At 55.9% G+C, this 26,469-nt stretch carries 23 protein-coding genes; 7 read left to right on the plus strand and 16 right to left on the minus strand.

Going from position 1 to position 26,469, the window contains the following annotated elements; all coding sequences use genetic code 11:
* Positions 1-4: 4 nt before the first annotated feature.
* The 5 genes from HB779_RS18275 to HB779_RS18295 all read right to left on the minus strand — a co-directional run bounded on the left by HB779_RS18275 (position 5) and on the right by HB779_RS18295 (position 4,867).
* Positions 5-1,414 (minus strand): FAD-binding oxidoreductase, encoded by a 1,410-nt coding sequence (locus HB779_RS18275; protein WP_188343664.1) that lies wholly within the window; start codon positions 1,412-1,414, stop codon positions 5-7.
* 164 nt (positions 1,415-1,578) lie between these two features.
* Positions 1,579-1,944 carry a DUF2185 domain-containing protein gene (locus HB779_RS18280; protein WP_188343665.1) on the minus strand — a complete coding sequence of 122 codons (366 nt, stop codon included), beginning with the start codon at positions 1,942-1,944 and terminating at the stop codon, positions 1,579-1,581.
* An 8-nt stretch (positions 1,945-1,952) separates the two neighbouring features.
* Entirely contained in the window at positions 1,953-2,903 is a 951-nt protein-coding gene (locus HB779_RS18285) for a hypothetical protein (RefSeq protein ID WP_188343666.1), read from the minus strand.
* Between the two features lie 108 nt (positions 2,904-3,011).
* Positions 3,012-3,899 carry a dienelactone hydrolase family protein gene (locus tag HB779_RS18290; protein WP_188343667.1) on the minus strand — a complete coding sequence of 296 codons (888 nt, stop codon included), beginning with the start codon at positions 3,897-3,899 and terminating at the stop codon, positions 3,012-3,014.
* A 56-nt stretch (positions 3,900-3,955) separates the two neighbouring features.
* Positions 3,956-4,867, minus strand: coding sequence for a DMT family transporter (locus tag HB779_RS18295; RefSeq protein WP_188343668.1), 912 nt, complete (start codon positions 4,865-4,867; stop codon positions 3,956-3,958).
* Between the two features lie 145 nt (positions 4,868-5,012).
* On the opposite strand from HB779_RS18295, the gene HB779_RS18300 reads away from it, so the two are divergent.
* A complete protein-coding gene (locus HB779_RS18300; protein WP_188343669.1) occupies positions 5,013-5,483 on the plus strand; it encodes an Lrp/AsnC family transcriptional regulator in 471 nt (156 codons plus the stop codon).
* 252 nt (positions 5,484-5,735) lie between these two features.
* On the opposite strand, the gene HB779_RS18305 is transcribed toward HB779_RS18300, so the two are convergent.
* Complete coding sequence (locus tag HB779_RS18305) at positions 5,736-6,275, minus strand: glyoxalase superfamily protein (protein WP_188343670.1); 540 nt, start codon at positions 6,273-6,275, stop codon at positions 5,736-5,738.
* A 253-nt stretch (positions 6,276-6,528) separates the two neighbouring features.
* The gene (locus tag HB779_RS18310; protein ID WP_188343671.1) at positions 6,529-8,859 is read right to left on the minus strand and encodes a glucose/quinate/shikimate family membrane-bound PQQ-dependent dehydrogenase; all 2,331 of its coding nucleotides are present in this window, start codon (positions 8,857-8,859) and stop codon (positions 6,529-6,531) included.
* A gap of 244 nt (positions 8,860-9,103) precedes the next feature.
* Here HB779_RS18310 and HB779_RS18315 point away from each other — a divergent pair, with 244 nt between their 5' ends.
* On the plus strand, positions 9,104-11,545 hold the full coding sequence (locus tag HB779_RS18315; protein ID WP_188343672.1) for an ATP-dependent helicase: 2,442 nt from the start codon (positions 9,104-9,106) through the stop codon (positions 11,543-11,545).
* Positions 11,546-11,894: 349 nt separating this feature from the next.
* Here HB779_RS18315 and HB779_RS18320 read toward each other — a convergent pair whose 3' ends face one another.
* Together HB779_RS18320 and HB779_RS18325 are read right to left on the minus strand one after the other, a co-directional pair.
* Positions 11,895-12,377, minus strand: a complete 483-nt coding sequence (locus HB779_RS18320) for a CreA family protein (RefSeq protein ID WP_188343673.1) — start codon at positions 12,375-12,377, stop codon at positions 11,895-11,897.
* Positions 12,378-12,462: 85 nt separating this feature from the next.
* Positions 12,463-13,095, minus strand: coding sequence for a DapH/DapD/GlmU-related protein (locus tag HB779_RS18325; protein WP_188346000.1), 633 nt, complete (start codon positions 13,093-13,095; stop codon positions 12,463-12,465).
* A 101-nt stretch (positions 13,096-13,196) separates the two neighbouring features.
* Here HB779_RS18325 and HB779_RS25625 point away from each other — a divergent pair, with 101 nt between their 5' ends.
* The 3 genes from HB779_RS25625 to HB779_RS18335 all read left to right on the plus strand — a co-directional run bounded on the left by HB779_RS25625 (position 13,197) and on the right by HB779_RS18335 (position 15,044).
* On the plus strand, positions 13,197-13,325 hold the full coding sequence (locus tag HB779_RS25625) for a hypothetical protein (RefSeq protein WP_256440616.1): 129 nt from the start codon (positions 13,197-13,199) through the stop codon (positions 13,323-13,325).
* A gap of 34 nt (positions 13,326-13,359) precedes the next feature.
* Positions 13,360-13,953 carry an SCO family protein gene (locus tag HB779_RS18330; protein ID WP_188343674.1) on the plus strand — a complete coding sequence of 198 codons (594 nt, stop codon included), beginning with the start codon at positions 13,360-13,362 and terminating at the stop codon, positions 13,951-13,953.
* 206 nt (positions 13,954-14,159) lie between these two features.
* Complete coding sequence (locus HB779_RS18335; RefSeq protein ID WP_188343675.1) at positions 14,160-15,044, plus strand: 50S ribosomal protein L11 methyltransferase; 885 nt, start codon at positions 14,160-14,162, stop codon at positions 15,042-15,044.
* Positions 15,045-15,089: 45 nt separating this feature from the next.
* Here the strand turns inward: HB779_RS18335 and HB779_RS18340 are convergent, their stop codons facing one another.
* Positions 15,090-15,230: a hypothetical protein gene (locus tag HB779_RS18340; protein ID WP_188343676.1), complete on the minus strand. Its 141-nt coding sequence runs from the start codon at positions 15,228-15,230 to the stop codon at positions 15,090-15,092.
* 257 nt (positions 15,231-15,487) lie between these two features.
* On the opposite strand from HB779_RS18340, the gene HB779_RS18345 reads away from it, so the two are divergent.
* On the plus strand, positions 15,488-17,323 hold the full coding sequence (locus HB779_RS18345) for an aminopeptidase P family protein (protein WP_188343677.1): 1,836 nt from the start codon (positions 15,488-15,490) through the stop codon (positions 17,321-17,323).
* 6 nt (positions 17,324-17,329) lie between these two features.
* Here the strand turns inward: HB779_RS18345 and HB779_RS18350 are convergent, their stop codons facing one another.
* Both HB779_RS18350 and HB779_RS18355 read right to left on the minus strand, forming a co-directional pair.
* The gene (locus HB779_RS18350; protein ID WP_188343678.1) at positions 17,330-17,626 is read right to left on the minus strand and encodes an AzlD family protein; all 297 of its coding nucleotides are present in this window, start codon (positions 17,624-17,626) and stop codon (positions 17,330-17,332) included.
* 1 nt (position 17,627) lies between these two features.
* Entirely contained in the window at positions 17,628-18,374 is a 747-nt protein-coding gene (locus HB779_RS18355; protein WP_188343679.1) for an AzlC family ABC transporter permease, read from the minus strand.
* A 140-nt stretch (positions 18,375-18,514) separates the two neighbouring features.
* Between HB779_RS18355 and HB779_RS18360 the strand changes: the two genes are divergently transcribed.
* Positions 18,515-18,859, plus strand: a complete 345-nt coding sequence (locus HB779_RS18360; RefSeq protein WP_188343680.1) for a cupin domain-containing protein — start codon at positions 18,515-18,517, stop codon at positions 18,857-18,859.
* Positions 18,860-19,104: 245 nt separating this feature from the next.
* Here HB779_RS18360 and HB779_RS18365 read toward each other — a convergent pair whose 3' ends face one another.
* The 4 genes from HB779_RS18365 to recN form a co-directional block, all read right to left on the minus strand.
* On the minus strand, positions 19,105-21,369 hold the full coding sequence (locus HB779_RS18365; RefSeq protein WP_188343681.1) for a TonB-dependent hemoglobin/transferrin/lactoferrin family receptor: 2,265 nt from the start codon (positions 21,367-21,369) through the stop codon (positions 19,105-19,107).
* 268 nt (positions 21,370-21,637) lie between these two features.
* The gene (locus HB779_RS18370; RefSeq protein ID WP_188343682.1) at positions 21,638-22,342 is read right to left on the minus strand and encodes a DUF2461 domain-containing protein; all 705 of its coding nucleotides are present in this window, start codon (positions 22,340-22,342) and stop codon (positions 21,638-21,640) included.
* A complete protein-coding gene (gene ligA, locus HB779_RS18375) occupies positions 22,339-24,483 on the minus strand; it encodes an NAD-dependent DNA ligase LigA (protein WP_188343683.1) in 2,145 nt (714 codons plus the stop codon). Before ligA ends, HB779_RS18370 begins: the two co-directional genes overlap by 4 nt.
* Before the next feature lie 293 nt (positions 24,484-24,776).
* Positions 24,777-26,456, minus strand: a complete 1,680-nt coding sequence (gene recN / locus HB779_RS18380; RefSeq protein ID WP_188343684.1) for a DNA repair protein RecN — start codon at positions 26,454-26,456, stop codon at positions 24,777-24,779.
* Between the last annotated feature and the right edge of the window lie 13 nt (positions 26,457-26,469).

The raw sequence follows: 26,469 nt of genomic DNA on the forward strand, positions 1-26,469 counted from the left end.
CAGGTTACAGCCGTAAGATCTTGCCCGGATTCATGATATTGCCCGGATCGATCGCCCGTTTGATCGACTCCATGACATCAACCGCCCCGCCGAGTTCAAGCCGCAGGAATTTGATCTTTCCCTGTCCGATACCGTGTTCGCCCGTACAGGTTCCATCCATGGCGATCGCCCGAAGGTTGAGCCGTTCGACGAAAGCCTCCACATTCTGGATTTCTTCGGGGTTCTTGTCATCGAACAGGATCAGCACGTGAAAGTTACCGTCCCCGGCATGCCCAACAATCGGAGCGATCAGACCGCTCTTCTCGATGTCTTTCTCTGTCTCGACAATGCATTCGGCAAGCCGGGAAATCGGCACGCACACATCCGTGGACAAGGATTGCTTGCCGGGTGCGAGCGTCATGCAGGCAAAATAGGAATTATGCCGCGCTGACCAGAGCTTTTCACGCTCTTCCAGATTGGCTGTCCATTTGAACTCGCCGCCGCCATTGGCTGCGGCAATCTCTCCAAACAATTCGGCCTGTTCTGCCACGCCTGCATCGCTGCCGTGAAACTCCAGAAACAGATAGGGCGCGACCGGATAATCCAGCTTGGAATAATTGATCATCGCCTGCATTTCCAAACTATTGACCAGTTCGATACGCGCCACCGGGATGCCCATCTGGATGGTTTCGATGACCGCGTTGCAGGCGCTTTCCAGATCTGGAAACGCGCAGATGCCACCGGAAATCGCCTGCGGAATTCCATAGAGCTTCAGGGTCAATTCCGTGATGATTCCGAGTGTGCCTTCCGACCCGACAAGCAGGCGAGTCAAATCATAACCGGCCGAGGTCTTCTTCACTCGCTTGGCCGTACTGATCAAACGGCCATCCGGCATGACAGCCTTCAATGCCAGCACATTTTCCCGCATCGTGCCATAACGCACAGCATTGGTGCCCGATGCGCGCGTGGCCGCCATGCCGCCAAGGCTGGCATTGGCACCCGGATCAATCGGGAAAAACAGGCCGGTATCGCGCAGATATTCGTTGAGTTCCTTGCGGGTAACACCGGGTTCTACAACAACATTCAGGTCTTCATTATAGACCTTGAGGATACGGTTCATCCGCGACAGATCAATTGAGACACCGCCTGCCGGGGCGTTTACTTGGCCTTCCAGCGAAGTACCGGTTCCAAACGGAATGATCGGCACGTGCCATTCGCCGCACAGGCGCACGATTTCCTGCACGTCTTCCGTTGTCTCGGCAAAAACGACCAGATCCGGGGCCTGATTGGGAACATAGCTTGTCGTATGAGCATGCTGCTCGCGGATGGATTTACCCGTCTGCGCGCTGTCGCCAAACCGCTTCTTGAGAATAGAAACAACGGTCGCAATACCATTTTCATTGCGCACCATTGCCCCTGCATCAGCCAATGCCATTCCGGTCTCCCGAATTCCAATCGAGGATTCGTCTAATTCGCCTGCATTTTCAGTCAGTGCACGCGACTTGTCCAGTTGTAACTCTGTGTGAGATAACCGCAAGGGTTCAAGCGGAAATTGGTCAAAACAGCAGCAAAGGCGATCAAACTCAAGGAAAACTAATCCTAGTCCTCATCGTCATCATCCTCGCTCGGCTCCCAATCCGTCACCCGGATAAAGCGCTCCTGCTCGCCGGTCCGTTCAAAAACGCTGCCGATGGGAGAGTCGAGAAGAGGTATAATGCTGGGATCATAATTGGCGATGGTGTTCACATCGAAAATCCCGCTATTTTCAGGATCTTCCATGTAGTCGTCACTTTCGAAACCCGAAAGAAAACGCCAGCCGCTGTCCATTTCGTTGTCGGGGTCTTCCCGGTACATGAACCGCACGGGATACCCGTCGATTGTGATCGTATCCGTTGCGATACAGCCACCGTAATTGCGTACCAATGGCCGTATCTCGTCTTTGGTGAGTCGGTACGTTTTATCCATGACTAATTTTAATTGAAAGTCATGGACTTGGCGAGTCTGCGAAAACGATCGGCAAATTTATCCTTCTCGCTATCGCGCACAATCAGGATTGCCCGGACATAGCGATTCGTTTCGAACCGCGCGATCTGCGCCACATACAACTGATCGCTGCTGGCCGAATCCGTGGCACGTCCATCAATTTCCACCCATTCCCCACCATCCGCCACGGCACTTGTTTCATTGTCGGAGCGGACGTCCTTGATGCCGGTCAGCGAAGCAAATGCCTGTTTGGAAAAATCCATACGCTCGGCCGCTTCGGGCGCCTTTCCAAGGTTTGAAGCAATGATGACAACTGGCTGCGAGGAATTGGCGGGCACGTCCTGCGGACCGTCTGTCAGAATGTAGGTTGCACCTGCAATGACGCGGATCGGGCGGAAAGCAGCCATATCCGCAACTTTGAACGGCAAGGCCGCCACTTGCTCTTCCATGGTTGGCGGTGTGCGAACGGTTATCGACCGCAGGGTGTTGTCGACATCCGCATCGGACAGGCCGTCCGGAACCCCATCCGGAATCTGCACGGTAATCATCGTCGTGGTCGTCGGCCCCTGCGCAAGAACAAGCCATTTGCGGTATTTAACACCCGACGCAATCTGGCTGCCGTGGATCATCTTTGCATGGGATGCCCCTTTGACCGACCAGTCCTCGGGTTGACCCGCAACAACGATGCCCGTTGGCAGCAAACCTTCGGCATTGAACTTCGCCGCAATTTGCGCGTAAGCCTCCGCCGGCAACTCAGTCAGAACGATGGATGATCCTTTGGTCAGATCCTGAAAACCGCTGAATGCTGACGACGGCTGCATACCTTTCGGCACAACCAGGCCCACACTCGAGCCTTCCGGAAAAACCGCCTCCTGCGCTAAACTCGATTGGCAAGTGGCCCAGAGCAGGGCGAAAGCCAAAATGGCGGTTGAAAATCGCATGAAGACAGTCCTCGTCACGTTCTATTTAATTCTGACTAGCAACGCTTGGAACGGTCTGGCAAGCAATTGGTTTCACAGATGTTCTGCGAACATCATTACCGGGATTACCTAGCTCAGATATTTTTTGAAAAATGCGACAGTCCGGCTCCAGGCCAGATCAGCCGCTTCCTTGCTGTAACGCGCTGTTGACGTATCATTGTTGAATGCGTGGTTCGCGCCTTCATAGACTTCGATGTCGAAGGTCTTGCCACTGTCTTGCAGAGCCTTCCGGTAGCCATCAATGCCCGCATTGATCCGCGTATCCAGCCCGGCATAGTGTAAAAGCAACGGCGCCTTGATCTTTGCCACGTCCTCGGCCTTTGGCTGGCGGCCATAATAAGCCACGCCGGCGTTAAGCTCCGGCGCATTGACAGCAAGATCATTGACCAATCCGCCGCCCCAGCAAAAACCCATGACGCCCACCTTGCCATTGGCATATTTCGCCTCCTTCAGAGACGAGATCGTTGCCACCCCTTCGGCAATGGTCTTGTTGGGGTCGAGATTGGCAATCAAGTCCCGCGCCTTGTCTTCATCTGAAGGTGTACCTCCAACCGATGAGAGGAAGTCCGGCGCAAAGACCGTAAATCCTTCCAGCGCCATGCGCCGGGCAATATCGCGGATATGATCGTTGAGGCCGCGATTTTCATGAATGACCACCACCACCGGCAATTTCTCTGTCGTGTCTGAAAGGCGGACACTGTAGCCCTTCATGTCACCCGAAGGTCCGGAGTGAATCACGTCTTTGGTGAGAAGCCGGGGATCGTCTGATGCGACAACGGCAGCCTGTGCGGAATTCGCCGCCAGCATCGGAGCGATGACAGCGGCGGCGGCTCCCGAACCCGCCAGTTTGGCGAGCTTGTCCATAAAGGCACGGCGGTCGAGTGTCAGATGTGTATATTCATCATAGGCTTCAACCATGGCCTGATTAATTTTAGGGGTCTTCTTCGGCTTGTCCATTGCGGCTCTTTCCATCGAAAAGGACTGCCGGGTCAACGAACGCCTGCCGTTTCACATTACCCCTTAAGGCGATGCGAAAGAACACCGGTGGAAAGCGCAACGCCGAGTCCAGTAATCACTGCTGCCCCAATTTCCCAGACGCCGACCGGCTCGTCAAGGAAGATAGCTCCACCAAAAGTTGCAAGGACGGGTGTCAGGGCACTAAAGGCAGCAGCCTGACTGCCGCCAAGGGCGCGAACTGCTATGCCGTAGGCGAGCATGGCGGCCAGACCCGACAGCACGCCCTGGCTCAAAAACTGCAGGCCAATTTCCGGCAGCGGAACGCTGGCGATTGTAGTGCCGAAGACCAAAGCAAGGCCAACATGGATGATAAAGGACCAGACAGCGATCAGTGCGCCACCCTCCAGAGCCGTCAGCCCCGAACGACGGAAGGCATGGGTATAACCGGCCCATAGCAGCGCACCCAGCGGCAGGAAGACGAAGCTGATCCATGTAATCTCATGCGCAGCCAGACCGCGTATCAGCAGAATTGCCAATCCACCGAGGATGGCAGCAAGACCCAGACTACGCGACAGATCTGGCCGCTCGCCGAACAGCACGACGCCCATCAAAGCAGCGGCCAGCGGCATTGATCCGCCGAGAAGCACGCCCACGGCTGATGCCGGGGTCGAATGAATGGCAAATGTCGTGAGCTGGAAGAACACTGCACCCGCACCCAAAACCATGACAGCCAGCAGGATCAATGGCACGTTGCGTGGAATGAGACCTGTGCGCAGCCAGACCGGGGAAAGAACCAGCGCAGGCACTCCGTAACGGATCAGCCCGAGATCGATTGTGCCGAGATGCGCGCCACTGCTGTGGCGGGTGGCAATAATCCACGTTGCCCAGATGAAAACCGTAATCAGCGCCCCGGCATAGCCGGCGCCGAGCGAGTTGGACTTGTTGATTTCAGGAGTGATAGCGACCATTGGAGTTTCCTTTCAAATTTGTCCGAATGACTTCTGTTGAAAAGAGATTACCTCCAAGTGCATGAGCATGTCCTTGCAAGTTGATGCCACTGTGATTAGTGCTTAAGCAATATTCGGGAAGTTTCATCTATCTAAAAGGTGATTTATGCCAAATCTTGATAAATTCGATATTGGTATCCTTGAGGTGCTGCAACAGGATGCACGCGCCACAAATGTGGAAATTGCCGAGAAGGTGAATCTCTCGCCCTCACCCTGCCTGCGCCGTATCCGCAATCTGGAAAAATCCGGCGTTATTCGCGGCTATCGTGCGGACATCGATCGTAAAGGGGTTGGCCTTGGCCTGACTGTCTTCGTCGAAATCAAGGTGGGCCAGCACAGCCGTGAAAACTCTGACGCACAACAGGCCGCGCTGATTGCCATGCCTGAAGTCACCGGCGCGTTTCTGATTTCCGGAACAGCGGATTTTCTGGCAGAAGTGGTGGTCGAGGATTTGAGTGCTTACGAGCGGTTTCTCATAGAAAAACTGCTCGTTATCCCTGGCATTTCCGACGTGCGCTCAAACTTCGCTATCCGTACGATCAAAACCGGCAGCCCGTTGAAGTTGCCGGAGCGTTAGAAGAGTTGCACACATCAGTGGTGCGTGGTTCGACAAGCTCACCATGAGGGAGACGGTTTGGTTGCAAAGCTCACCGGAAATGTCGCGCATTAAGTTCATTCGCAAACGTCTCAGGATTTAGCGCCCTGCAATCCTCACTCTCCCTCATGGTGAGCCTGTCGAACCACGCACAATGGACGTGCAGCCATTTATTAACTCGCTAGAAAACGCGAGCAGCACCGAATTTCTCCAGCGCTGCCCGCAACTCAAACTCTATTTATCTTCGCAAAAGCTGATCCGATTACTGAATGGATCAGTCACGTGAACTTCCCGGCCCCATGGTGCATCTTCCAGACCCGGCTTCAAAAAGCGGTACTCCTTCGCATGAAGCTCCTTGTGAAACGCCTCAATCCCGTTCATCCGCACAAAAACCCGCGCGCCGGGGCTGGCATCGCCGGAATGCTCACTCAGATGCAATGTCAGACCGGAGCGTGAGACCTGACAATAGAGCGGCGTATTCGGCTCGAACCGGTGTTCCCAATCGAGTGTGAAGCCCAGATAGTCGAGATAAAATTCCCGCGCCTTGTCCACGTCAAATATCCGCAGGATCGGATTGGCCGGGCCAAAGGAAATAGCAGCCTGCTCGGCCGGACCCTCTGCGGCAATCCTGGCAGCAAGCACGTTCCAGTTGTCGAGGCCAAACCCGGCCGCAACCAATTCCAGTCCGTCACTGTGGGAAATATCGATGTTCCTGGCAGCCAGCGCCTGCCGCAGCGATTTGGCCATAGCCTTGGCGTCATGAAATGTACGCATGTTCAATCCTTCGCGTTTGGCGAACGAGGAAAGTCAGTGCCCGCATTGCCGACCCGTTCACCATTCAAAGGATGAAACGAAGCTTTGTTGGATACATTCACCGTGCCCCTGAGGGCCGCGAGCGGCTGGCCGTACCAGCCATATCCATGGATATAATCAGTTTGTTTTGCCGTCAACTGGACAGCACAAGCAATAAAAAGCCTACCGGACATAAAGCCCGGAAGGCATATTCGAACCGTTATTTCAGCCTGCCCTACTTCGGCAATGTGTAAGCGATCACATAATCACCCGGCTTGGTGTTGATCGAACCATGACCGCCCGCGACGATAACCACATATTGCCGTCCATCCGGCAGCGCATAGGACATCGGCGTCGACTGGCCACCAGCGGGCAAACGTGCTTCCCACAATTGCGTGCCTGTGGTCACATCATAGGCGCGGATATAATCGTCAACGGCCGCACCGAGAAACGCAACACCGCCAGCGGTGATGACCGGCCCGCCAAGTCCGGGCACACCCACCTTGAATGGCAGCGGCAGCGGCGAAGAATCGCGAACCGTACCGTTCCGGTGCTTCCAGGCGATTTTGCCTGTGCGAAGATCGGCACCGGCCACATAGCCCCATGGCGGCGATTGGCATGGCAGCCCGAGCGGCGAAACAAACGGCCCCATGACAACGGCATAGGGCGCACCCTCATTGCGGTTGAGACCCTGCTCACTGCCTTTGGTTCCCTTGCCGGGTGCAGGCACATCCGCACGGGGAACGAGCCTTGAGGTGAATGCCAGATAGGTCGGCATGCCAAACATGATCTGCCGCTCCGGATCGACCGCAACGCCGCCCCAGTTGAACACACCGAAATTGCCGGGATAGATCAACGAGCCCTGCAGAGATGGCGGTGTATACCGCCCCTCATAACGCAGTTTCTGGAACTCAATGCGGCACGCCAGCTGATCAAACAGCGAAACGCCCCACATATCCTTGCCCTTCAGCGGTTCCGGCATGAATGTCAGGCCCGAAACCGGCTGGGTTGGCGACGTGTGATCACCTTCAATGGCCCCGCCCGGCGCAGGCACTTCTTTGACAGGGATGATCGGTTCACCCGAGCGGCGATCCAGCACATAGATATCACCCTGTTTCGTTGGCCCCACCAGTGCCGGAACAACGCCGCCAGCAGTGTTCACATCGACAAGGCTCGGCTGCGATGGCACGTCCATGTCCCAGAGATCGTGGTGCACGGTCTGCCTGACCCAGCGCATCTGCCCGGTATTCAGGTCCAGCGCCACGATGGACGAGGAGAATTTCTCCACATTGGCCGAACGTCCCGCTCCGAGCTGATCCGGTGTCTGGTTGCCCAAGGGCACATAGAGCAGCCCGAGTTTTTCATCGGCACTGGAAATCGACCAGCTATTAGGCGAATTCGCCGTGTATTTCTGCCCTTCTGGCAGCGGTGTCGTCACATCCGGATTGCCGGAATCCCAGTTCCACACCAGTGCACCGGTGTTGATATCGAACGCGCGGATAACGCCTGATTGTTCGTGGATCGAGTAATTGTCGTTCACGGCACCACCGACAATGATCTTGCCCGCAGCAATAACCGGTGGCGATGTCGAGTAATAATAGCCTGCCGGATCATAGGGCATGCCTGCTTCCAGATGTACGGTACCCTTGTCGCCAAAGGCTGAGCAAACCTGACCATTGGCAGCATCAAGGGCAATCAGCCGTGCGTCCGCCGTCGGCATATAGACCCGCTCGGCGCAGGGCTGGCCGGCAGTGATAGCTGCATCGGCATAATAGGACACACCACGGCAGGTTTGATGCTGACGGTCATCGTTATCCTTGACCTGCGGATCAAACCGCCATTTTTCCTTGCCGCTCGCTGCATCCAGCGCAATGACGAAATTGTGGGGGGTGCAGAGGAAAAGTGTGTCGCGTACTTTCAGCGGCGTCACCTGATAGGTCGTCTCCGGCACATCCGTCGATCGGCGCACATCACCTGTCTGGAAAGTCCACGCGACCTGCAATTTGCTGACATTGTCAGGCGTGATCTGTTTCAGCGGCGAATAGCGCTGTCCGTAAAGGCTGCGGCCATAGAAATGCCAGTCGTCATTCGGCACACCGCCGAGATCCGGCGCTGATGCAATCACTTCCTTGCTCAACTGACCGGAAATATCCTGCGGGTCCTGCGCCATGGAATAACCGGCGACACCCAGTGCCACCAGAACTGCCACCCACAAGGCGCCCGTCCCTGCGGCAGACGATTCACCACCCGCGCGGGCAAGCCTGCCACGCACCCAGGGAGTGAGCATCCACAGGGCCAGAAGAATGATGACGCCGCCACGCGGCGCAAGCTGCCACCAGTCAAAACCGGTTTCCCAAATGGCCCAGCCAAGCGTGCCAACAATCAGTATGGCGTAGACCAGCAAGGCTGAGGGCCGCCTACGGAACAAAAGAATCGATGTCAGAAGAAACGCCAGTGCGGCGATAATATAGTACCAGCTGCCGCCGAGAACGGCGAGCCAGACGCCACCCGCACCAAGAGCAGCCGCAATAATAAGAAAAAGGAGAGCCGTCAGAGTGATTGCCATGGTAGGGGTCCTTTCCAAGCTCAATCAAGATCGAATGGTCCTGACATGAGGCTGCGAACGGGCCTTCGGCTGCCAGATTCCTCTCTGCCTGAATGCGTATGCCTTAATTTAACGCGGTGCAATATCGACGATTGAATTTTTCAATCGTAAGTTTCAGGGGAAACCGGCTGTTAAATACAGTTCGTTCTTGCTTTGTATCCTATTGGTCTGGTTTTTCAGTACCGAATCACTACATTGGAGACAAATGTCTGGATTGCCCGACGATATTCCGTTTTTCGACGAACCTGATGCGCCACGCCAGCCTCAGGGCATAGCCGCACGCGCCATGCAGGCGCGCGGCGCACCGCCATATCTCAATGGTCTCAATCCCGAACAGCGACTTGCAGTTGAAACCACGGAAGGCCCTGTGCTTGTTCTGGCCGGGGCCGGCACCGGCAAGACCCGTGTGCTGACTTCGCGTATTGCCCATATTCTGTCGCTCGGCAAAGCCTATCCCAGCCAGATCCTTGCGGTGACCTTCACCAACAAGGCAGCCCGCGAGATGAAGGAGCGCATCGGCGTTCTCGTCGGCGGCGCTGTCGAAGGTATGCCATGGCTCGGTACATTCCACTCGATCGGCGTCAAGCTGCTGCGCCGCCATGCGGAGCTCGTGGGTCTGCGTTCGGATTTCACCATCCTCGACACGGATGATGTCATTCGCCTGATCAAACAGATCATTCAAGCCGAAGGGCTGGACGACAAGCGCTGGCCTGCCAAGCAGTTCGCGCTGATGATCGACGGTTGGAAGAACAAGGGCCTGGGTCCCGAGGAAATTGCTGAGGGTGATGCCCGCGCTTTTGCCAATGGCAAAGGCCGCGAACTCTACACTGCCTATCAGAATCGCCTGAAAACCCTCAATGCTTGCGATTTCGGCGACCTTCTCTGCCATCCGATCCGCATGTTCCGGGCTTATCCGGATGTGCTGAAGGAATATCACGCAAAATTCCGTTACATTCTCGTCGACGAGTATCAGGACACCAACACCGCCCAATATATGTGGCTGCGGCTGATTTCGCAGGGTTCAAAGAATGTTTGCTGCGTGGGCGATGACGATCAGTCGATCTACGGCTGGCGTGGTGCGGAAGTCGATAATATCCTGCGTTTCGAAAAAGATTTCCCCGGCGCCGTGGTGATCCGGCTGGAGCGCAACTATCGCTCGACCGCACATATTCTCGGAGCCGCATCGTTCCTCATTTCCCACAATGAGGGACGTTTGGGCAAAACGCTGTTCACCGATGCGCCAAATTTGGAAGACGCCAAGGTCAATGTCCACGCGGCATGGGATTCCGAAGAGGAAGCCCGCGCAGTCGGCGAAGAAATCGAACAGGCGCAGCGCAAGGGCCACAACCTCAATGATATGTCGATCCTCGTGCGTGCCTCGTTTCAGATGCGCGAATTCGAAGACCGTTTCGTCACCCTCGGGTTGAATTACCGCGTTGTTGGCGGCCCACGGTTTTATGAGCGCCTCGAAATCCGCGACGCCCTCGCCTATTTCCGCGTTGTTGCGCAGGGATCCGATGATCTTGCGCTGGAGCGCATCGTCAATACACCCAAGCGCGGTCTTGGTGAGGCTGCCATCCGGCAGGTGCATGACTATGCCCGTGCCCGCGATATTCCCATGCTCGATGCCGCTACCGATCTGGTGCAGACGGAAGAGCTGAAGCCGAAACCCCGCTCGGCCCTGCGCGAGGTGGTTGAAAATTTCCACCGCTGGCAATCGTTGATTGATTCCACGCCACATACACAGCTGGCCGAAATGATCCTCGATGAATCAGGTTATACCGCGATGTGGCAGGCCGACCGTTCGGCGGAAGCACCGGGACGGCTGGAAAACCTGAAAGAACTTATTCGCTCCATGGAGGAATACGAGTCCTTGCGTTCGTTCCTCGAGCATGTGGCTCTGGTCATGGATGCCGAGCAGAACGAAAATCTGGATGCCGTTAACATCATGACGCTGCATTCGGCCAAGGGTCTTGAATTCGAGACCGTTTTCCTTCCCGGCTGGGAAGAAGGCCTGTTTCCACACCAGCGGGCGCTGGATGAAGGCGGACGTTCCGGCCTCGAAGAAGAGCGCCGTCTTGCCTATGTCGGACTGACCCGCGCCAAGAAGAACCTGCATATCTGGTTCGTCTCCAACCGGCGCATTCATGGCCTGTGGCAGTCGACGATTCCATCGCGTTTCCTTGAAGAACTGCCGGAAGCACACGTGGAAGTTATTGCTACGGGTAATTCCTATGGTGGCTACGGGTCCGGCGGCGGCTACGGGCAGTCACGCTTTGACCGCGCTGATCCGTTCGAAAACACCTATTCGACACCCGGCTGGCAGCGCGCGCAGCAGAACCGTTCCGATGCCACACGCAACAATTGGGGCTCCCGCTCCGGCTCCAAGGTCGAGCGTATCGGTTATGGCGAAACTGATTCCGGCCATGGTGCTGGACGCGGCTCGGTCAAGGGCCGCATGATCGATGGCGAGCTGGTGGCCAAATCCGTCAGTGAAACCCCATCGAATTTTGATGTCGGTGACCGGGTTTTTCACATCAAATTCGGCAACGGCAATGTCTCGTCAATTGAAGGCAACAAGCTGACGATTGATTTCGACAAGGCCGGTCAAAAACGCGTGCTGGATAGTTTTGTAAAGCAGATTTGAGCCGGCAGAAGGCACCTTCAACTACCCTCCCAGCTGTGGAGAGGGTCGGACCGTAAGGTCCGGGGGCTTAAGAATCTGGAGGAAAAAGCCGTTCTGGTTCTGAATGCGGTGCTGATTATTACTTCACCCCCCCTCTGCCCTGTCGGGCATCTCCCCCACAAGGGGGGAGATCAGCCTTCGTGATCGTTTCAGCTAATCTTCAAAGGTGAAAGTTAAATGACATTACAGATGACGATGTGATCTCCCCCCTTGTGGGGGGAGATGCCCGACAGGGCAGAGGGGGGTGAAAACATTCAACTATCGTTTCAAATACAATTACTGCAGCCCACCTCTCTCCCTCATGGCGAGCTTACTCAGGCTTGCCTTTGGTCCAGTTCACATTCCCGGCGAACAATGGAATTGTCGATATCGATGTCTTGGCCGAACCATCCTGCACCTGGCTGGCATGGGCGAGGTAAATCAGCGTGTTGTTCTTCTTGTCGTAAATTCGGGTAATATTCAGCTTCTTCCAGATCAAGCTCGTGCGCTCGGAGAACACCCGCTCGCCGCCTTCGCCAAGCTCAATATCGCCAATGACAATCGGTCCGGTCTGCTGACAGGAAATCGATGCGTTGGACGGATCCTCGAACCACTTGCCCTTCTGCAACCGATCGATCACACCGCGCGAAAATGAGGCGAGATGACAGGTAACGCCCTGTATTTTCGGGTCAACCACAGCATCGATGACAATGTCATTGCCCAGCCAGTCCACGCCGACTTTGCCGACTTCCTCAGCTTGTACCGGCAGGACGGCGGCGCCCAGAAGGGCCAGAGCAGCAAGAGCACGCTTCATCGATATTCTCCTGAAAGTTGATTAGAAGTGCGAGACACAGTTGGGTACCGTATCCTTGAATTGCAAGCAGAACGGCTTGCGGCTTCTATCGTTCCCACTTCACCAGAAAATCTTCGATGCTCAGTGACTGGATATCAGAAATGGCATCAAAGATTGTCGTCGCGGGCCAGTCCCACCAGGCAAGCGCCATCAGCCGCTCGGCAATATCTGCGCTGAAACGCGGGCGGATGACCCGCGCCGGATTGCCCGCTACGATCATGTAGGGCGCAACGTTCTTGGTCACGACAGCATTGGCGCCAATAACTGCGCCGTTGCCAATGCTGATCCCCGGCATGATCACAGCGCCGTGGCCAATCCAAACATCGTGGCCAATGCTGACCCGCTTGGCCTGACGCCGCGCGCGGAAGTCGAAATCCACACCCTGGAACCGAAAGAACTCGTTCGGCCGGTAACTGACCTTGTGCGTCGTCACGCGCTCCATCGGATGTTCAAGCGCGTTGATGCGCACGTTGGAGGCAATGGAGCAGAACTTGCCGATATCGGCATAGATGCCTTCGCTGTTGCGCTCCAGATAGGAGAAATCACCCATCGTGACATCGCGCAGGATCACCCGCTCACCCACTTCGGCAAACCGGCCGAGCTTAACGCCTTTGAGCTTTGCGGTCTGATGTATACGCGGCTCGGAGTTCTGGAAACGCAGTTCGTCGGGTTCAGCCATCATGTTTTCTCAAATAAGGTTGCGGCAATTCTTTTGCATAAATGCCGTCGAAATCCTATAATCTCCTTATGAAATCATCATATTCCCTCAGTGCACCGAGAATGATGCTCTATGCAACGCTGGCACTTGCAGCTTGCGCGGCAACAGGCCTCGCCTTTGCCGGATGGGTCAACCATGGTGACGCCATCTTCCTGTCGCTGATCCAGGCCGGTCTTTCGTGGTGCATGTAGCGGCACGCACACCGCCTCCAAAGGAAATCTTCGCATGAACAGACGCCTGCTGCCGCTCATTGTCGTGGCCATTGCACTCCTTGCGGCCGCCGCTGGCTGGATCACATTCCAATCGGCCCGCCAGCAGCCGGGTAGCGCCAATGCCGGACCCTTCGGCACACCCTTTCAGCTCATCACCATGAATGGTGAGCCCATCACCGAAACTGCGTTCCGGCAAAAGCCTTCGGCCATTTTCTTCGGTTTCACCCATTGCCCGGAAGTCTGCCCGACCACTTTGTTTGAACTCAATGGCTGGCTCAAGCAGCTTGGCCCCGAAGGCCAGAATCTCGGCGCGTATTTTGTCACCGTTGATCCGGAGCGCGATACGGCAGACGTGATGAAAACCTATGTCAGCAACGTCTCGGATCGTATCATTGGCATCACCGGCGATTCCGGCAAAGTGGCGGCCATGCTCAAGGGTTACAGCGTCTTTGCGCGCAAGGTTCCGGTCGATGGCGGCGATTATACCATGGACCACACGGCCTCGATTTTTCTTCTGGACAGCAAGGGCCGTTTCTTCGGCACCATTGCCTATGGCGAAAATCCTGATACGGCTGTGGAAAAATTGAAACGCCTAGCCAAGAGCTGATGCAATATCTAATGGTGCGTGGTTCGACAAGCTCACCGTGAAGGGTATGGGCTGCTGCAACAGCCATCATGGGAGATGGATAGCCAAGGTGGCGATCGTAAGATTGCAGAATGAGGCGCCCCTCCATCTCCAATCTCCCTCATGGTGAACTTGTCAAACCACGCACTACGGCAAACCGCCACCGCCACTTCGAAAGATACGACCTGATGACCACTCAGACCCGCCTGTTTCTCACCGCCGGCAAGACCGAAGCTGACCGCATATTTGATCTGCTGCAGCTTGCCTTTGAAGAGGATGGCCTGCCGATTTCCGCTTTCGAAGTCGATGAGGACGCGGAAATTTTTCAGGTCTCGGTCTATTCATTCGAGCCGGACGAGATCGAGCCGCGGATCAAAGAAATTCTCGGAAGCAATGGCTTTAACTTTGTGATCGAACGCGAACAGGTTCCTGATATCGACTGGGTCGCGCATTCATTGGAAGGCCTCTCGCCCGTTCGCGCCGGGCGGTTTTTCGTGCATGGCTCGCATGACCGCGACAAGCGCCGCATCAATGATCTCGGTATCGAGATTGACGCCGGTTTGGCATTCGGTACCGGCCATCACGGCACCACATCAGGCTGTCTTGATATGATCGGCGAAGTGATCCGCCGGGAACATCCGCGCAATGCGCTGGATCTCGGCACCGGAAGTGCCGTGCTCGCCATTGGCATTGCCAAGCTTGCGCCTATCCCGGTTCTGGCAACGGATATCGATCCGATTGCTGTTGCAGTTGCGCAGGACAATGTGGTGAAAAACGGTGTGGCGTCGCGGGTGCAGACGGAAACTGCGATCGGGTTTCATCATCCGGCTATGCGCTTCGCTGCCCCCTTCGATCTGATCGTCGCCAACATTCTGGCCCGCCCGCTCATGCAGCTGGCACCACAAATGCGCAAACATCTTGCCTGGGGTGGATCGCTCATCCTGTCAGGAATATTGGAAACCCAGCGCGACAAGGTGCTTGCCGCCTATCGTGTGCAGGGCCTGTATCATCAAAAAACCCTGCGGCGCGAAGGCTGGGTTACCCTGCACCTGAAAGCCAAATCCACCTACTGAATCAAAAGGGCAGCTCAAAGTTGCCCTTCATTCTTGCGTCACTGCTTAAACGTAATACGCGATATGCTTGGTCTTTTCGCGCGTGCCATCGATGGAACGGACAACATACCGTTCCATTTGAGCCGTGCGGTAAGCGATCAGATTTTCGAGCGCTGTCTTGAAAAACCCACGGACCTTTTGTGCCATCTTGCATCTCCATGATCATATGGTGGCAACCGATCCTCCCGTTTTCAGACAGTACCCGACTCGCCCCGTCTTGAACCAGTCGTTCCTCTGCATGGCAGGCATGTCTATTGTGCATATGCGAAGTCATAATTGTGCAATGCACACATAGTTCACCGGCCACCGAACCAGGCAAAAACCGGTGCAAACAGCACTGCTCCATTGCCTCGGCTTTGTCGGGAAGATAGGTTCCATCACCCAACAACAGAGGTTTGCATCCCATGTTCCAGTCGTTTGAGGTCGTCAGCAATCCGGCCACCGGCGCACCGCGCGTCGCCAAGCTGCGCGCCGAACTCGAAACCCTTGGTCTAGACGGCTTTCTTGTTCCCCGTGCCGACGAACATCAGGGGGAATATGTCCCGCCACGGGCTCAGCGCCTTGCCTGGCTCACCGGCTTCACTGGTTCAGCCGGCGTCGTGCTCGTTCTGAAGAACAAAGCGCATCTCTTTGTTGACGGACGCTACACACTCCAGGCAGCGGATCAAACCGATCCGGCAGTGTTCACCGTTGAAAGCCTTGTGGAAACGCCGCCACCCGTCTGGCTGCGCAACAGTGGACGAAAGCTGACCATTGGTTTCGATCCGTGGCTGCACACCATTGCCGAGACAAAGGCCCTGCGCGAAGCGCTTGAGGCCAATGGCGGCAAGCTGGTTGCGGTCAAGGACAATCTGGTTGATCTGGTCTGGGAAAACCAGCCTGCCCCGCCGCTTGAGGCTGTGACGATCCAGCCGGAAAAATATGCCGGGAAACTGGCCAGCGACAAGCTGAAGGAACTCGCCGAAGCAGTCGAGAAAGCCAAGGCAGATGCAACCGTACTGACCGATCCTTCATCGATTGCCTGGGCTTTCAACATTCGCGGCAACGACGTCAGCAACACGCCCCTGCCCCTCGCATTTGCAATCATCCCCGTATCCGGCGAACCGCTGCTCTTCATCGACAAGCGCAAACTGCCGATGGAGACCGAGGCTTACCTGACACAGTTGGCCACCTTGCGCCCGCCGTCAGCCCTTGAGGCAGATGTGGCAGTCCTTGGCGCTCAGGGCAAAACGCTGATGCTTGATCCGGCTTTGGCAGCCGAAAAGCTGCGTCTCATTGTTGAACATGCGGGCGGTAAGATCGTTGAGGGACTTGACCCCGCACGCCTGCCCCGCGCCTTGAAAAATGCCGCAGAGCTGGAAGGTGCCCGCAAATCCCATGAGCGCGACGGCGTTGCCATGGTGTCGTTCCTGGCCTGGATTGATGCACAGGCGCCTGGCTCAATCGATGAGATTGATGCGGCAAAGAAGCTGGAGGAAACCCGCAGCAGCGTCGCCGAGGGCTTTCAGATGCCGCTCGAAAACCTCTCCTTTGACAGCATTTCCGGTGCGGGCCCCAATGGCGCTTTTGCGCATTACCGCGTCAACACCCAGTCAAACCGCAAGTTGCAGGACGGCGAGCTTTATCTGATCGACAGTGGCGGCCAATACCGCGACGGCACGACGGATATCACCCGCACGCTGCCTGTCGGCACGCCAACCGACGACATGAAACGCAAGTTTACGCTGGTGCTGAAGGGCGTGATTGCCATCACCACCGCCAAGTTCCCCAAGGGCACGCGCGGCATGGACATTGATGTTCTTGCCCGCATAGCTCTGTGGAAGCAAGGCTATGACTACGGGCATGGTACAGGCCACGGCGTCGGCTCATTCCTGTCCGTGCACGAAGGACCGCAGAGCATTTCCAAGCGCGGTGTACACGAGCTTCTGCCGGGCATGATCCTGTCCAACGAACCGGGATACTACAAGCCGGGCGGTTATGGCATCCGCATCGAAAATCTGCTGATTGTCACGGAACTGGAAGTGCCGGAAGGCGGCGATCTGCCGATGATGGGCTTCGAAACAATCACATTCTGTCCGATTGACAAGCGCCTGATCGATACCAGCCTGCTGGTAAAGGAAGAGCTGGTTTGGCTCGATGCCTATCACGCCCGCGTTCGGGAAGTGTTGCTGCCGCATACCAAATCTGCCGATCGCGACTGGCTTATCACCGCGACCGAACCTTTCGGGCAGCTGCCCTAAGTAGAATTAAACCGGGAGTTGGCGCAGCAGAATAATCATGGCTGCGCCGGCCAGAAACATCGTCAAGGCGTTGAAACGCAGGGATACGAGCCCGGCAAAGACCAGCGCCACCACACCGCGCCAGTCGGCCGTGGCAATGGCTGGGGCAACCAGCGTGGTCAGAACAGCTGCGGGTACGGCATTGAGCGCCACTTCGACACGCGGATGGATGTGATCAAAGCGTGACAACACGAGATGGCCGCCAATACGCGTCAGGAATGTCAGCACGGCACCGGCGAGGATAATCCAGAAGATCGACGACATCTCAGTTCTCCCCGTCCGTTTTGCCCGGTTTCGCAACGATAACAGCGGTCAGAATGCCTGCCAGAGCGCCAATGCTCACGTGCCAGGGCGAACCGATGGTCTTGGCAGCGAGGATAGAAGCAATACCGCTGGCGATCACAATCGGCGCCCAATTGGAGCGTTTGCGAAAGCCCATGACCAGTCCGAGAAAATAGATCGGCAGCAGCATATCGATGCCCAGCGCATGCGGATCCTTGATCAGGTTGCCGAAAAGACCGCCAATCCACGCCTCAATGACCCACATCACGTAGATCGGCGTGGCAACCCCCAGATACCATGCAAACGTTACGCGAACGCCGGATTCCGCCCGCTTTTCCGTCTCCGCATATTGCGGATCGGTGAGCAGGAAGTAGCTCAAAAAACTTTGACTCAGCGTAAAATGCCCGATACGGCGTCCGACAGCGGCTGAATACAGCACATGGCGGAAATTCACCGCAAAGATGGAAAAGACAATCAGCCACGCCGGAATATTGTGGCCGAACAGCTCGATACCGACCATCTGGCTGGCGCCGCCAAAGATCGCAGCGCTCATCAGGACAGCTTCGAAAACCGTGAAGCCATTGTCGATAGCCAAGGCACCGAACAGCAGGCCAAACGGCGCTGACGCGATCATCACGGGAATACCACGGCGAAAGCCTTGCCAGAACTCGACTCGGTAATCCGCCCGCCGCGGGACGGCAGTTTCATCTTGATATGTTTGTTCGCTCATGCGGGTGGTCTAAGGCAGGTTGGGCAGCCTGTCACGTGAGAATTCTTGATCGCTATCATCAATGTTGTTGCGATATCCGGTCCTTGTCAGCAGCGTGACAGGAGGCGTAGGCTCCAGCAAAGCCTACCGGGAGGAGACGCATGGCATACATCATCAACCGCGAAGACTGGGCTGAAAGCGCCGAATTATGGAAGGGCGAATTCACCGGCAAGTCCTGCGGCACCAATGTTTCGGTGATCTTTTACAGCACGCACAAGATAGGTGGTGGGCCGGACCTGCACACACATCCCTATCCGGAAACCTTCATTATCCGCTCGGGCAATGCCCGCTTTACCGTAGGAGACGAAGTGATTGACGCCCATGCCGGGCAGATCGTCATCGCTCCGGCCAACATCCCGCATAAATTCAAGAATCTTGGTCCCGATCTGCTGGAAACCATTGATATCCATGCCAATGATGTTTTCATCACCGAGTGGCTTGAATAGGTACAAAGCCAATTGCAGAATAGAGTTCTGTTATCTCTCCCCTTGCGGGAGAGAAAGGATTTTCTTGGATTTAGCTTCTTTGCTAAATCCTTAGAAAATCCAAGAGAGGGGATAGTGGTCAATCTCCAGTCCCCTCTCTTGCGATTTCTAGCACTTAGCCAAGCGGCTAAGATGCTGAAATCGCTTTCTCCCCCACAAGGGGGGAGATAATGTGGCTAGTATTGCAACCCCAAATTCAACCAACCTTAAAACTTCTGGGTCAGAGAAATGCGGAAGCTGCGGCCTATTTCGGCATAGCGGTCACTGGCCGCAAGATTGATACCGTCAGGAACATCCGTGGCATTCCAGTATTTCTTGTCGAACACATTGAACACACCAGCCTGAATTTTCATGCCCTTGGCAAATTTGGGTTCCCAATAGGCCGTTGTGTCGACAATGCCGTAACCTGGGGCAACGAACCCAGTACCGCTGACTTTATCGCGGGCCGCAGCCATGGTGAGCGAAACATCGGCACCCCAACTGTCTGCGTTGTAGCCAAGCCCGACAATCGCGCGGATGGGCGGAATTGAGTTCAGATATTTGTCTGTTTCGGTATTTTTTCCCTGCGAAAAGGCAACGGAAGCCCAGGTCACCCAGTTGTCGGCGAAATTCACACGGCCATTGAGTTCGGCACCGTAAATCTGCACACGATTGAGATTTGCATAACCTGTAATACCGCCAACGGGATATTCACCGCCGGGGGGCGCAATGGTGACGTTGTCAATGAAGTTGCGATAGTAGTTGTTAAAGACGCTGGCCGACAGCGCGTACTTCTCGCTCTCATATTTGGCGCCGACCTCGAAGCCGTTGCTGGTCTCCGACTTCAAATTCGCATTGCCGACGCTGGCATAGGAACCGGGTGCACCATAGTTTTCGTACAATTCCCGAGCTGAAGGCGCGCGGAAGCCCTGTGCCCACTGCGCGTAGAAATCAAGCTCACTGGTCGCGTGATAGGTGGCCCGCAATTTCGGCGTGAAGCGGGAATCGCTGTCGGATGCCGGCAGGGAGCCATTATAGTTCCCGCCCTGTTGATAGGCCGCGGTCATTTGCGGGTTATGCTCATACCAGTCGAACCGGCCACCGGGCGTCAGGGTAAGACGGCCATTGAACAGCTCGATATCGTCTTCAGCATAGATACCAAAGCCGGTTGATTGAACATCAGGCATATCGGAGCCATTTGCATGCAGCATCCGGCAGGTCTGCGGGCCAAAAGGCTGCGCGATCTTTGTCCAGTCCACATTGGGGCAATTATCCACGCCCGACACATACTGAGTCATGTCCTGCCGGTGGACTTCGCCGCCGATGCGGAACTTGTGGTTGACCCCGCCAATCTCTGCTTCTTTGACCGCGTAACCGGTCAAGCCATAGGAATCGAGCTTCAGCTCGTTGTCGCGCTTGTACACGCCTGAGGGAAAGCCGTAGCGGAACGGGTCGCCCCGGATGATACGTGCGCGTGCGTCCGGCAGACGGACGGCATCCGTCGTATTGCCGAGGGTCTGCTGCATCCAATAACCGGTAACATGTGCCTCATCGAGCCAGCCGCTTTTATCCGGTGAGATGAAGTCATAGCTGCCTGATATGCGTTTGCGTTCGAATTCCTCGCCGGATTTGAAGCTACCCGGTTCATAGGCAGACGTCGTACCAACCATGTTGTCATAATCGGTGTCGCGCTTGGTGATTTCACCGGTCAGACCAAAGCGATGACCACCCTCGACATTCTGGTAGAGCTTTACCAGTACATTGCCCTGATCAAAGTCGAGAGGATTCTGTTCTGTTCTCAATGCACCATAGCCACCGACGTCGCCGGGAATGTCTTTCTCATGACCTTGACGATAACCGCCCTGCACCAGAAACTCCGTGTTGCCTGCGCGGACGGCAGCGGCTGCATTGGTGCGCCAGCTGCGATCGCCACTGTCATAGCCGCCCTTGGTCACAACACCCCAGCTGCGGCCTTCGTCGATAATATCGGAGGGATCGAGTGTGCGCAGTTGAATGACACCGCCAAGCGCGCCGGAACCATAGCGGCTTGAATCGGTACCCTTCGTGATATCCACCTTGGCAAGTCCGTCGAAATCAAAACTATCAAGACCGCCCTGCGTGCCGCGCGGGTCCCGCAACCATGGCACGCGAATGCCATCGATTGTCGTCAGCACCCGATTCTGGTCCAGACCGCGCAGATTGATGCTTCTTGAAGTCGAGTTGACATTCACGCCCGCATCGACGCGGCGACCCAAATCCTGAAAACTCTCCACCATCCGTTTCTGGATGGTTTCCCGATCTGTGGTCCTCGTCAGCGGCGTCGCCTCTGTGCCACTTTGATTTCTTTTCAGAACGATCGGCGCAAGCTCGATATTCTCGCCCGATGCAGGGGCAGTTTGCGCGAACGCAGCGCCCGTACCCAACCCAACAACCAATAAAGTACCAGCGCTACCGCACATCAGGCGCGCAAGCAGATTCCGTGTCAAAGCCATATCCAAACCCCCGAGAGAATGCTTGGCTGGCTTAACGTGCAGCATGGTTGCTGCGCCGTGTTGATGGCTTGCTGAGCTGAAAATAGCGCGTGTATTCACGCTGTACTTTTGTTCAGTACAAAAACATAACTATAAAAGTCAACATTAATCCGGAAGATCGCACCGCACAGATTTATTGGCCGAAACGGTGTTGCCACGACGACACGCTTTGACTCTCCGCTGGCGTGAATTCCTGTGGAATGGAAACAGACCCGCTGTGCAGAAATGCTCAGGAAACAAGCGTGCCTTCGATCTTTTTGCCCCAGTCGATGAGCGGCTTTGCCTTCATCGCGAATTTGAACAACTCATCGACCAAGTCAGGCGATGTAATGCGATCCGGGTCTATAGCGTGGCGCACGACAAAGTGCCGGTTGCGCAATGCCTCAATGAGATCTGCATCGGTTACCGCCTCAAAGCCGCGCGGGGTGCGCTTCAAGCGGTCATAGTCGCTAAGGGTCAACCCGCCCTTCTTCAAGGCAGCCACCATGGCGCGGTAATTCTCCGGTTTTTCGACAATCGCCTTGCGCATTGCCAGAAGCAATTCCGGTTTCTGCTGCCAAAAGGCAACCGAGGCATAACAACCCCGATATTCTTCAAGGCCAATAGATACATAGAAACAGCCTGATTCGGCCCATTTGTTCCCATCCGGCGAAAGCAAAGCGGACAAATGCCGGTTATAAGGGCTCTTATCCTTGGCAAATCGCGTATCGCGCTTGATACGGAACTGTGATTTTTTCCTGTCGCCTTTGAACGGCAGTCCAGCCTTTTCAAACCGCGCAAGAAGATCGTCAATCAGATCACCCAGCGGTTCGAGCAGGTGCGATTCAAATAGATCCTTATTTTCAAGGAACCATTCCCTGTTCTGATGAAAATCCAGGGCTTTGAGAAAAGGCAAAGCCTTCTCGCCGAAACCCTTGAAAACTGTCTCGCTCATGCACCCACCAATGTGAACCAGGAATCCTCGTCAATGACTTCAATGCCCAATGTTTGCGCTTGTGTCAGTTTGGAACCAGCGCCGGGTCCGGCGACGACAAGATCGGTTTTCTTGGAAACCGACCCAGCGGTCTTGGCGCCATACCGTTCGGCCATGGCTTTGGCTTCATCCCGTGACATACGTTCCAGCGAACCGGTGAAGACAATCGTCTTACCCGCAACCGGCGAATTGCTGACGGCCCGCACCTCTTCATCGAGCGGCGTCACTTCTGCAAGCAAGGCGGCCAAAGCTTGCCGGTTGTGCTCTTCGGCATAAAAATCCACCAGCGCTTCAGCGACGATACTGCCAATGCCTTCAACATCGTTGAGTTCACGCCATGCATCATTACCCTTGTCCGATTTGTCCACCGGCAAGGCTGCAGCTTCGGCCACGGCTGCAAGAGCATCGTATGACCGATAGGCTTTAGCCAGACGCTTGGCGTTGACCTCGCCGACGTGGCGGATGCCCAACCCATAAATGAAACGGCTGAGTGTGACCTCGCGCCGGTCATCAATCGCATCATAAAGCTTCTTGACCGAGACTGCACCAAACCCGTCAATATTCTCAAGTTTGGCGAGTGATGCCGCCTGCCGTTTCTTCAGGGTGAAAATATCCGCCGGCGTACCGATATGCAGGGCTGGATCATCCGATTTGAAGAAGAACTCAACCTGCTTTTCGCCAAGGCCTTCGATGTCAAAGGCATTTCGCGATACGAAGTGGCGGATACGCTCGACTGCCTGCGCCGGGCAGATCAGTCCACCTGTGCAGCGCCGAACAACCTCACCCTCCTCGCGCACCGCATGCGAGCCGCAAGCCGGACATGTATCCGGGAAAACATAGGGCGAGGCACCGCGCGGCTTGTCTTCAACAATATCGACGATCTGCGGAATGACATCGCCTGCCCGCTGCACGACCACCGTATCACCAACGCGAAGATCGCGTCCTTCGCGGACCGGCTGTCCATTCTGGCCGATACCCTTGATATAATCCTCATTATGCAGCGTTACGTTGGTCACAACCACACCGCCGACCGTGACTGGCTCAAGCCGCGCCACCGGCGTCAGAGCACCGGTACGGCCAACCTGAATATCAATGCCCCTCAGGATTGTTATTGCGCGTTCTGCCGGGAACTTGTGGGCAATGGCCCAGCGCGGACTGCGGGACACAAAACCCAGCCTCTGCTGCAAAGCCAGATCATCAACTTTGTAGACGACACCATCGATGTCATAGCCAAGCGTCGCCCGCTGCTCTTCGATCTGGTGGTAATGTTTGACAAGACCTTCGACAGTGTCAAACTTCTGCATTAACGGATTGACCCGGAAACCGTAGGATTTGAATGCTTCCACCATGCCCATCTGGGTTGTCGCGGGCATGTCACTCACCTCACCCCAGGCATAGGCAAAAAACTGCAGAGGCCGCGATGCGGTAATCGTTGCATCGAGCTGGCGCAGCGAACCCGCAGCCGCATTGCGCGGATTGGCGAAAACCGGCTTGCCATCCTGTACCTGCCGCTCGTTCATGGCGGCAAAATCCGCATGGCTCATATAGACTTCACCGCGCACCTCAAGCACTTCCGGCGGATTGCCGCTCAGAACGTTCGGGATGCTGGCCACAGTGCGCGCATTGAGCGTGACGTTTTCACCAGTGGCACCGTCCCCTCGCGTCGCCGCTGTGACCAGCCGCCCCAATTCATAACGCAGGGATAGCGACAACCCGTCGATCTTGGGTTCTGCCGTGATGGCAACGGGCGCGCTGGCACCCAGCTTGAGAAAGCGCCGGATCCGATCAACAAAATCCTGCACATCCTGATCGGAGAACGCATTATCGAGCGACAGCATCGGTATGGCATGCGCGACCTTGCCAAATTTTTCCGAAACTGTTGCGCCCACCTTGTTGGAGGGTGAATCATCACGCTTCAGGTGCGGAAAGCGCTGCTCAATGGCAAGGTTCCTGCGCCTCAAGGCATCGTATTCGCCATCCGAAATGGTGGGGGCATCTTCTGTGTTGTAGCGGTAATCGTGCTGGGCAATTTCTGCGGCCAGACGTCCGAGTTCCTCTACCGCTTCTGCTTCGCTCAATTGTTCTACGGAAATATCTGCCATGGCCTGTCCGACGCTAAAAATACGGATTCGTGCGGGAGATTAACTGAAGAGACTTGGAAAAGCATCGTTCAAAATCAGTAGACCTCGGAGGTTGCGATCAACTACTGCCACAAGACGTCCTGCACGAAAATGGTGCGTGGTTCGACAAGCTCACCATGAGGGGATTGTTGGCTGCAAGATCAACAGGAGGCTTCGCGATCTGTGCTAACTTCACAAAATATGGCTCCCTGCAGTCCTCACTCTCCCTCATGGTGAGCTTGTCGAACCACGCACCATTTTCGTGCAACTCAAACTTAAGGTGCAGCTGTGCTATTCTCGCGCAGAAGCCGCACCGCCGCTGCGCGCGCCTCGTCCGTCACGCTGGCGCCAGCCAGCATCCGGGCAATTTCTTCCTGCCGGTCACCGGTTTCCATGGCATGGATTGATGTCGCGACGCGATCATTGCCGGAAGCCGATTTGGCGATGAGGAAATGCGTCAGCGCGCGTGCTGCAACTTGCGGCGCATGGGTGACGGAAAGGACCTGTACCCTGTCCGACAAACGGCGCAGGCGCTGGCCAATGGCATCGGCGACGGCACCGCCCACGCCCGTATCGATTTCGTCGAAGACCAGTGTCGGCGCAGAGCCGCGATCTGCAAGCGCCACTTTCAGCGCCAGCAGGAAGCGTGAAAGCTCGCCGCCCGATGCAACCTTCATCATCGGTCCTGCACGCGTGCCGGGGTTGGTTCGCACCCAGTATTCAACTGTATCAATACCCTCGGGCGCGCGGTTCTCCGGATTAGCGGACATTTCCACGATGAATTCAGCCCGCTCCAATTTCAGGGCCGGCAACTCGGCCATAACGGCAGCCTTGAGATGAGCAGCGGTTTCATGGCGCTCCGTTGACAGGCTGGATGCGGCTTCATCATAGGCAGCGCGCGCTGCAACGGCCTCTTTTTCCAAAGCAGTCAGCCGCTCGGCTCCGGCGTCAATATCCGCGAGATCGCCATCCATCTTGTCACGCAAGGCTGCGAGGTCATCGACAGGAACAGAATATTTGCGGGCAGCACCACGCAGAGCAAAAAGGCGCTCTTCCGTTTGCTCCAGAATACGCGGGTCGAAATCGATCGCACGGATAGCCTGTTCAATGCCGTTCTGTGCTTCCGCCAATGCGTTCAGTGCTTCATCAATGGCCTTGACCACCGGTTCAAGCAGATGCGGCGCTTCCGGCACCTTACGTTCAAGCCGCCTGACAAGACTGGCCAGCGATGGTACCGGCGAAGAACCACCTGAAAGCACCTCGTTGGCATCATTCACGTCGCCCGCGATCTTCTCGGACCGCATCATTTCGGTGCGCTTGATAGCGAGCGCTTCTTCTTCCTGTGGCTCTGGATCAAGCTTGGATAGCTCTTCTACCGACGCACGGAGGTAATCAGCCTCCCGTGTTGCAGCTTCCACCTTGGCGCGATGGCGAACCAGCGTATTTTCCGCATCGCGCCATGTCTTGTGCAGCGCGCGAACGATTGAGGCCTTGGTTTCCAGTGATCCGAAAGCATCCAGCAAGGAGCGGTGAATATCGATATCGATCAGGGCACGGTCGTCATGCTGACCATGGATTTCCACCAATCGACGCCCGAGTTCCTTCAGCAGAGTAACACTTGCAGCCTGATCATTGATAAAGACACGGCTGCGTCCATCGGATGTTTGCACCCGGCGCAGAATAATGTCCCCGTCATCTTCAATATCGTTTTCGCGCAGCAATGCGCGCGCGGAATGGCCCGCCGCCACGTTGAACACGGCCGTCACCTGGCCCTGGTCAGCGCCATGACGCACAAGCGAAGCATCGCCGCGCGCGCCAAGGGCGAGCGACAATGCATCAAGAAGAATGGATTTTCCGGCGCCGGTTTCACCGGTAAGCACCGACAAGCCATCGCGAAACTCAATGTCGAGCCGCTCAATCAGAACAATATCGCGGATCGACAGGTGCGAAAGCATGAATCGCTCAGGT

Origin of the sequence: Phyllobacterium sp. 628, assembly GCF_014189505.1 — a bacterium.
Classification (GTDB): domain Bacteria; phylum Pseudomonadota; class Alphaproteobacteria; order Rhizobiales; family Rhizobiaceae; genus Phyllobacterium.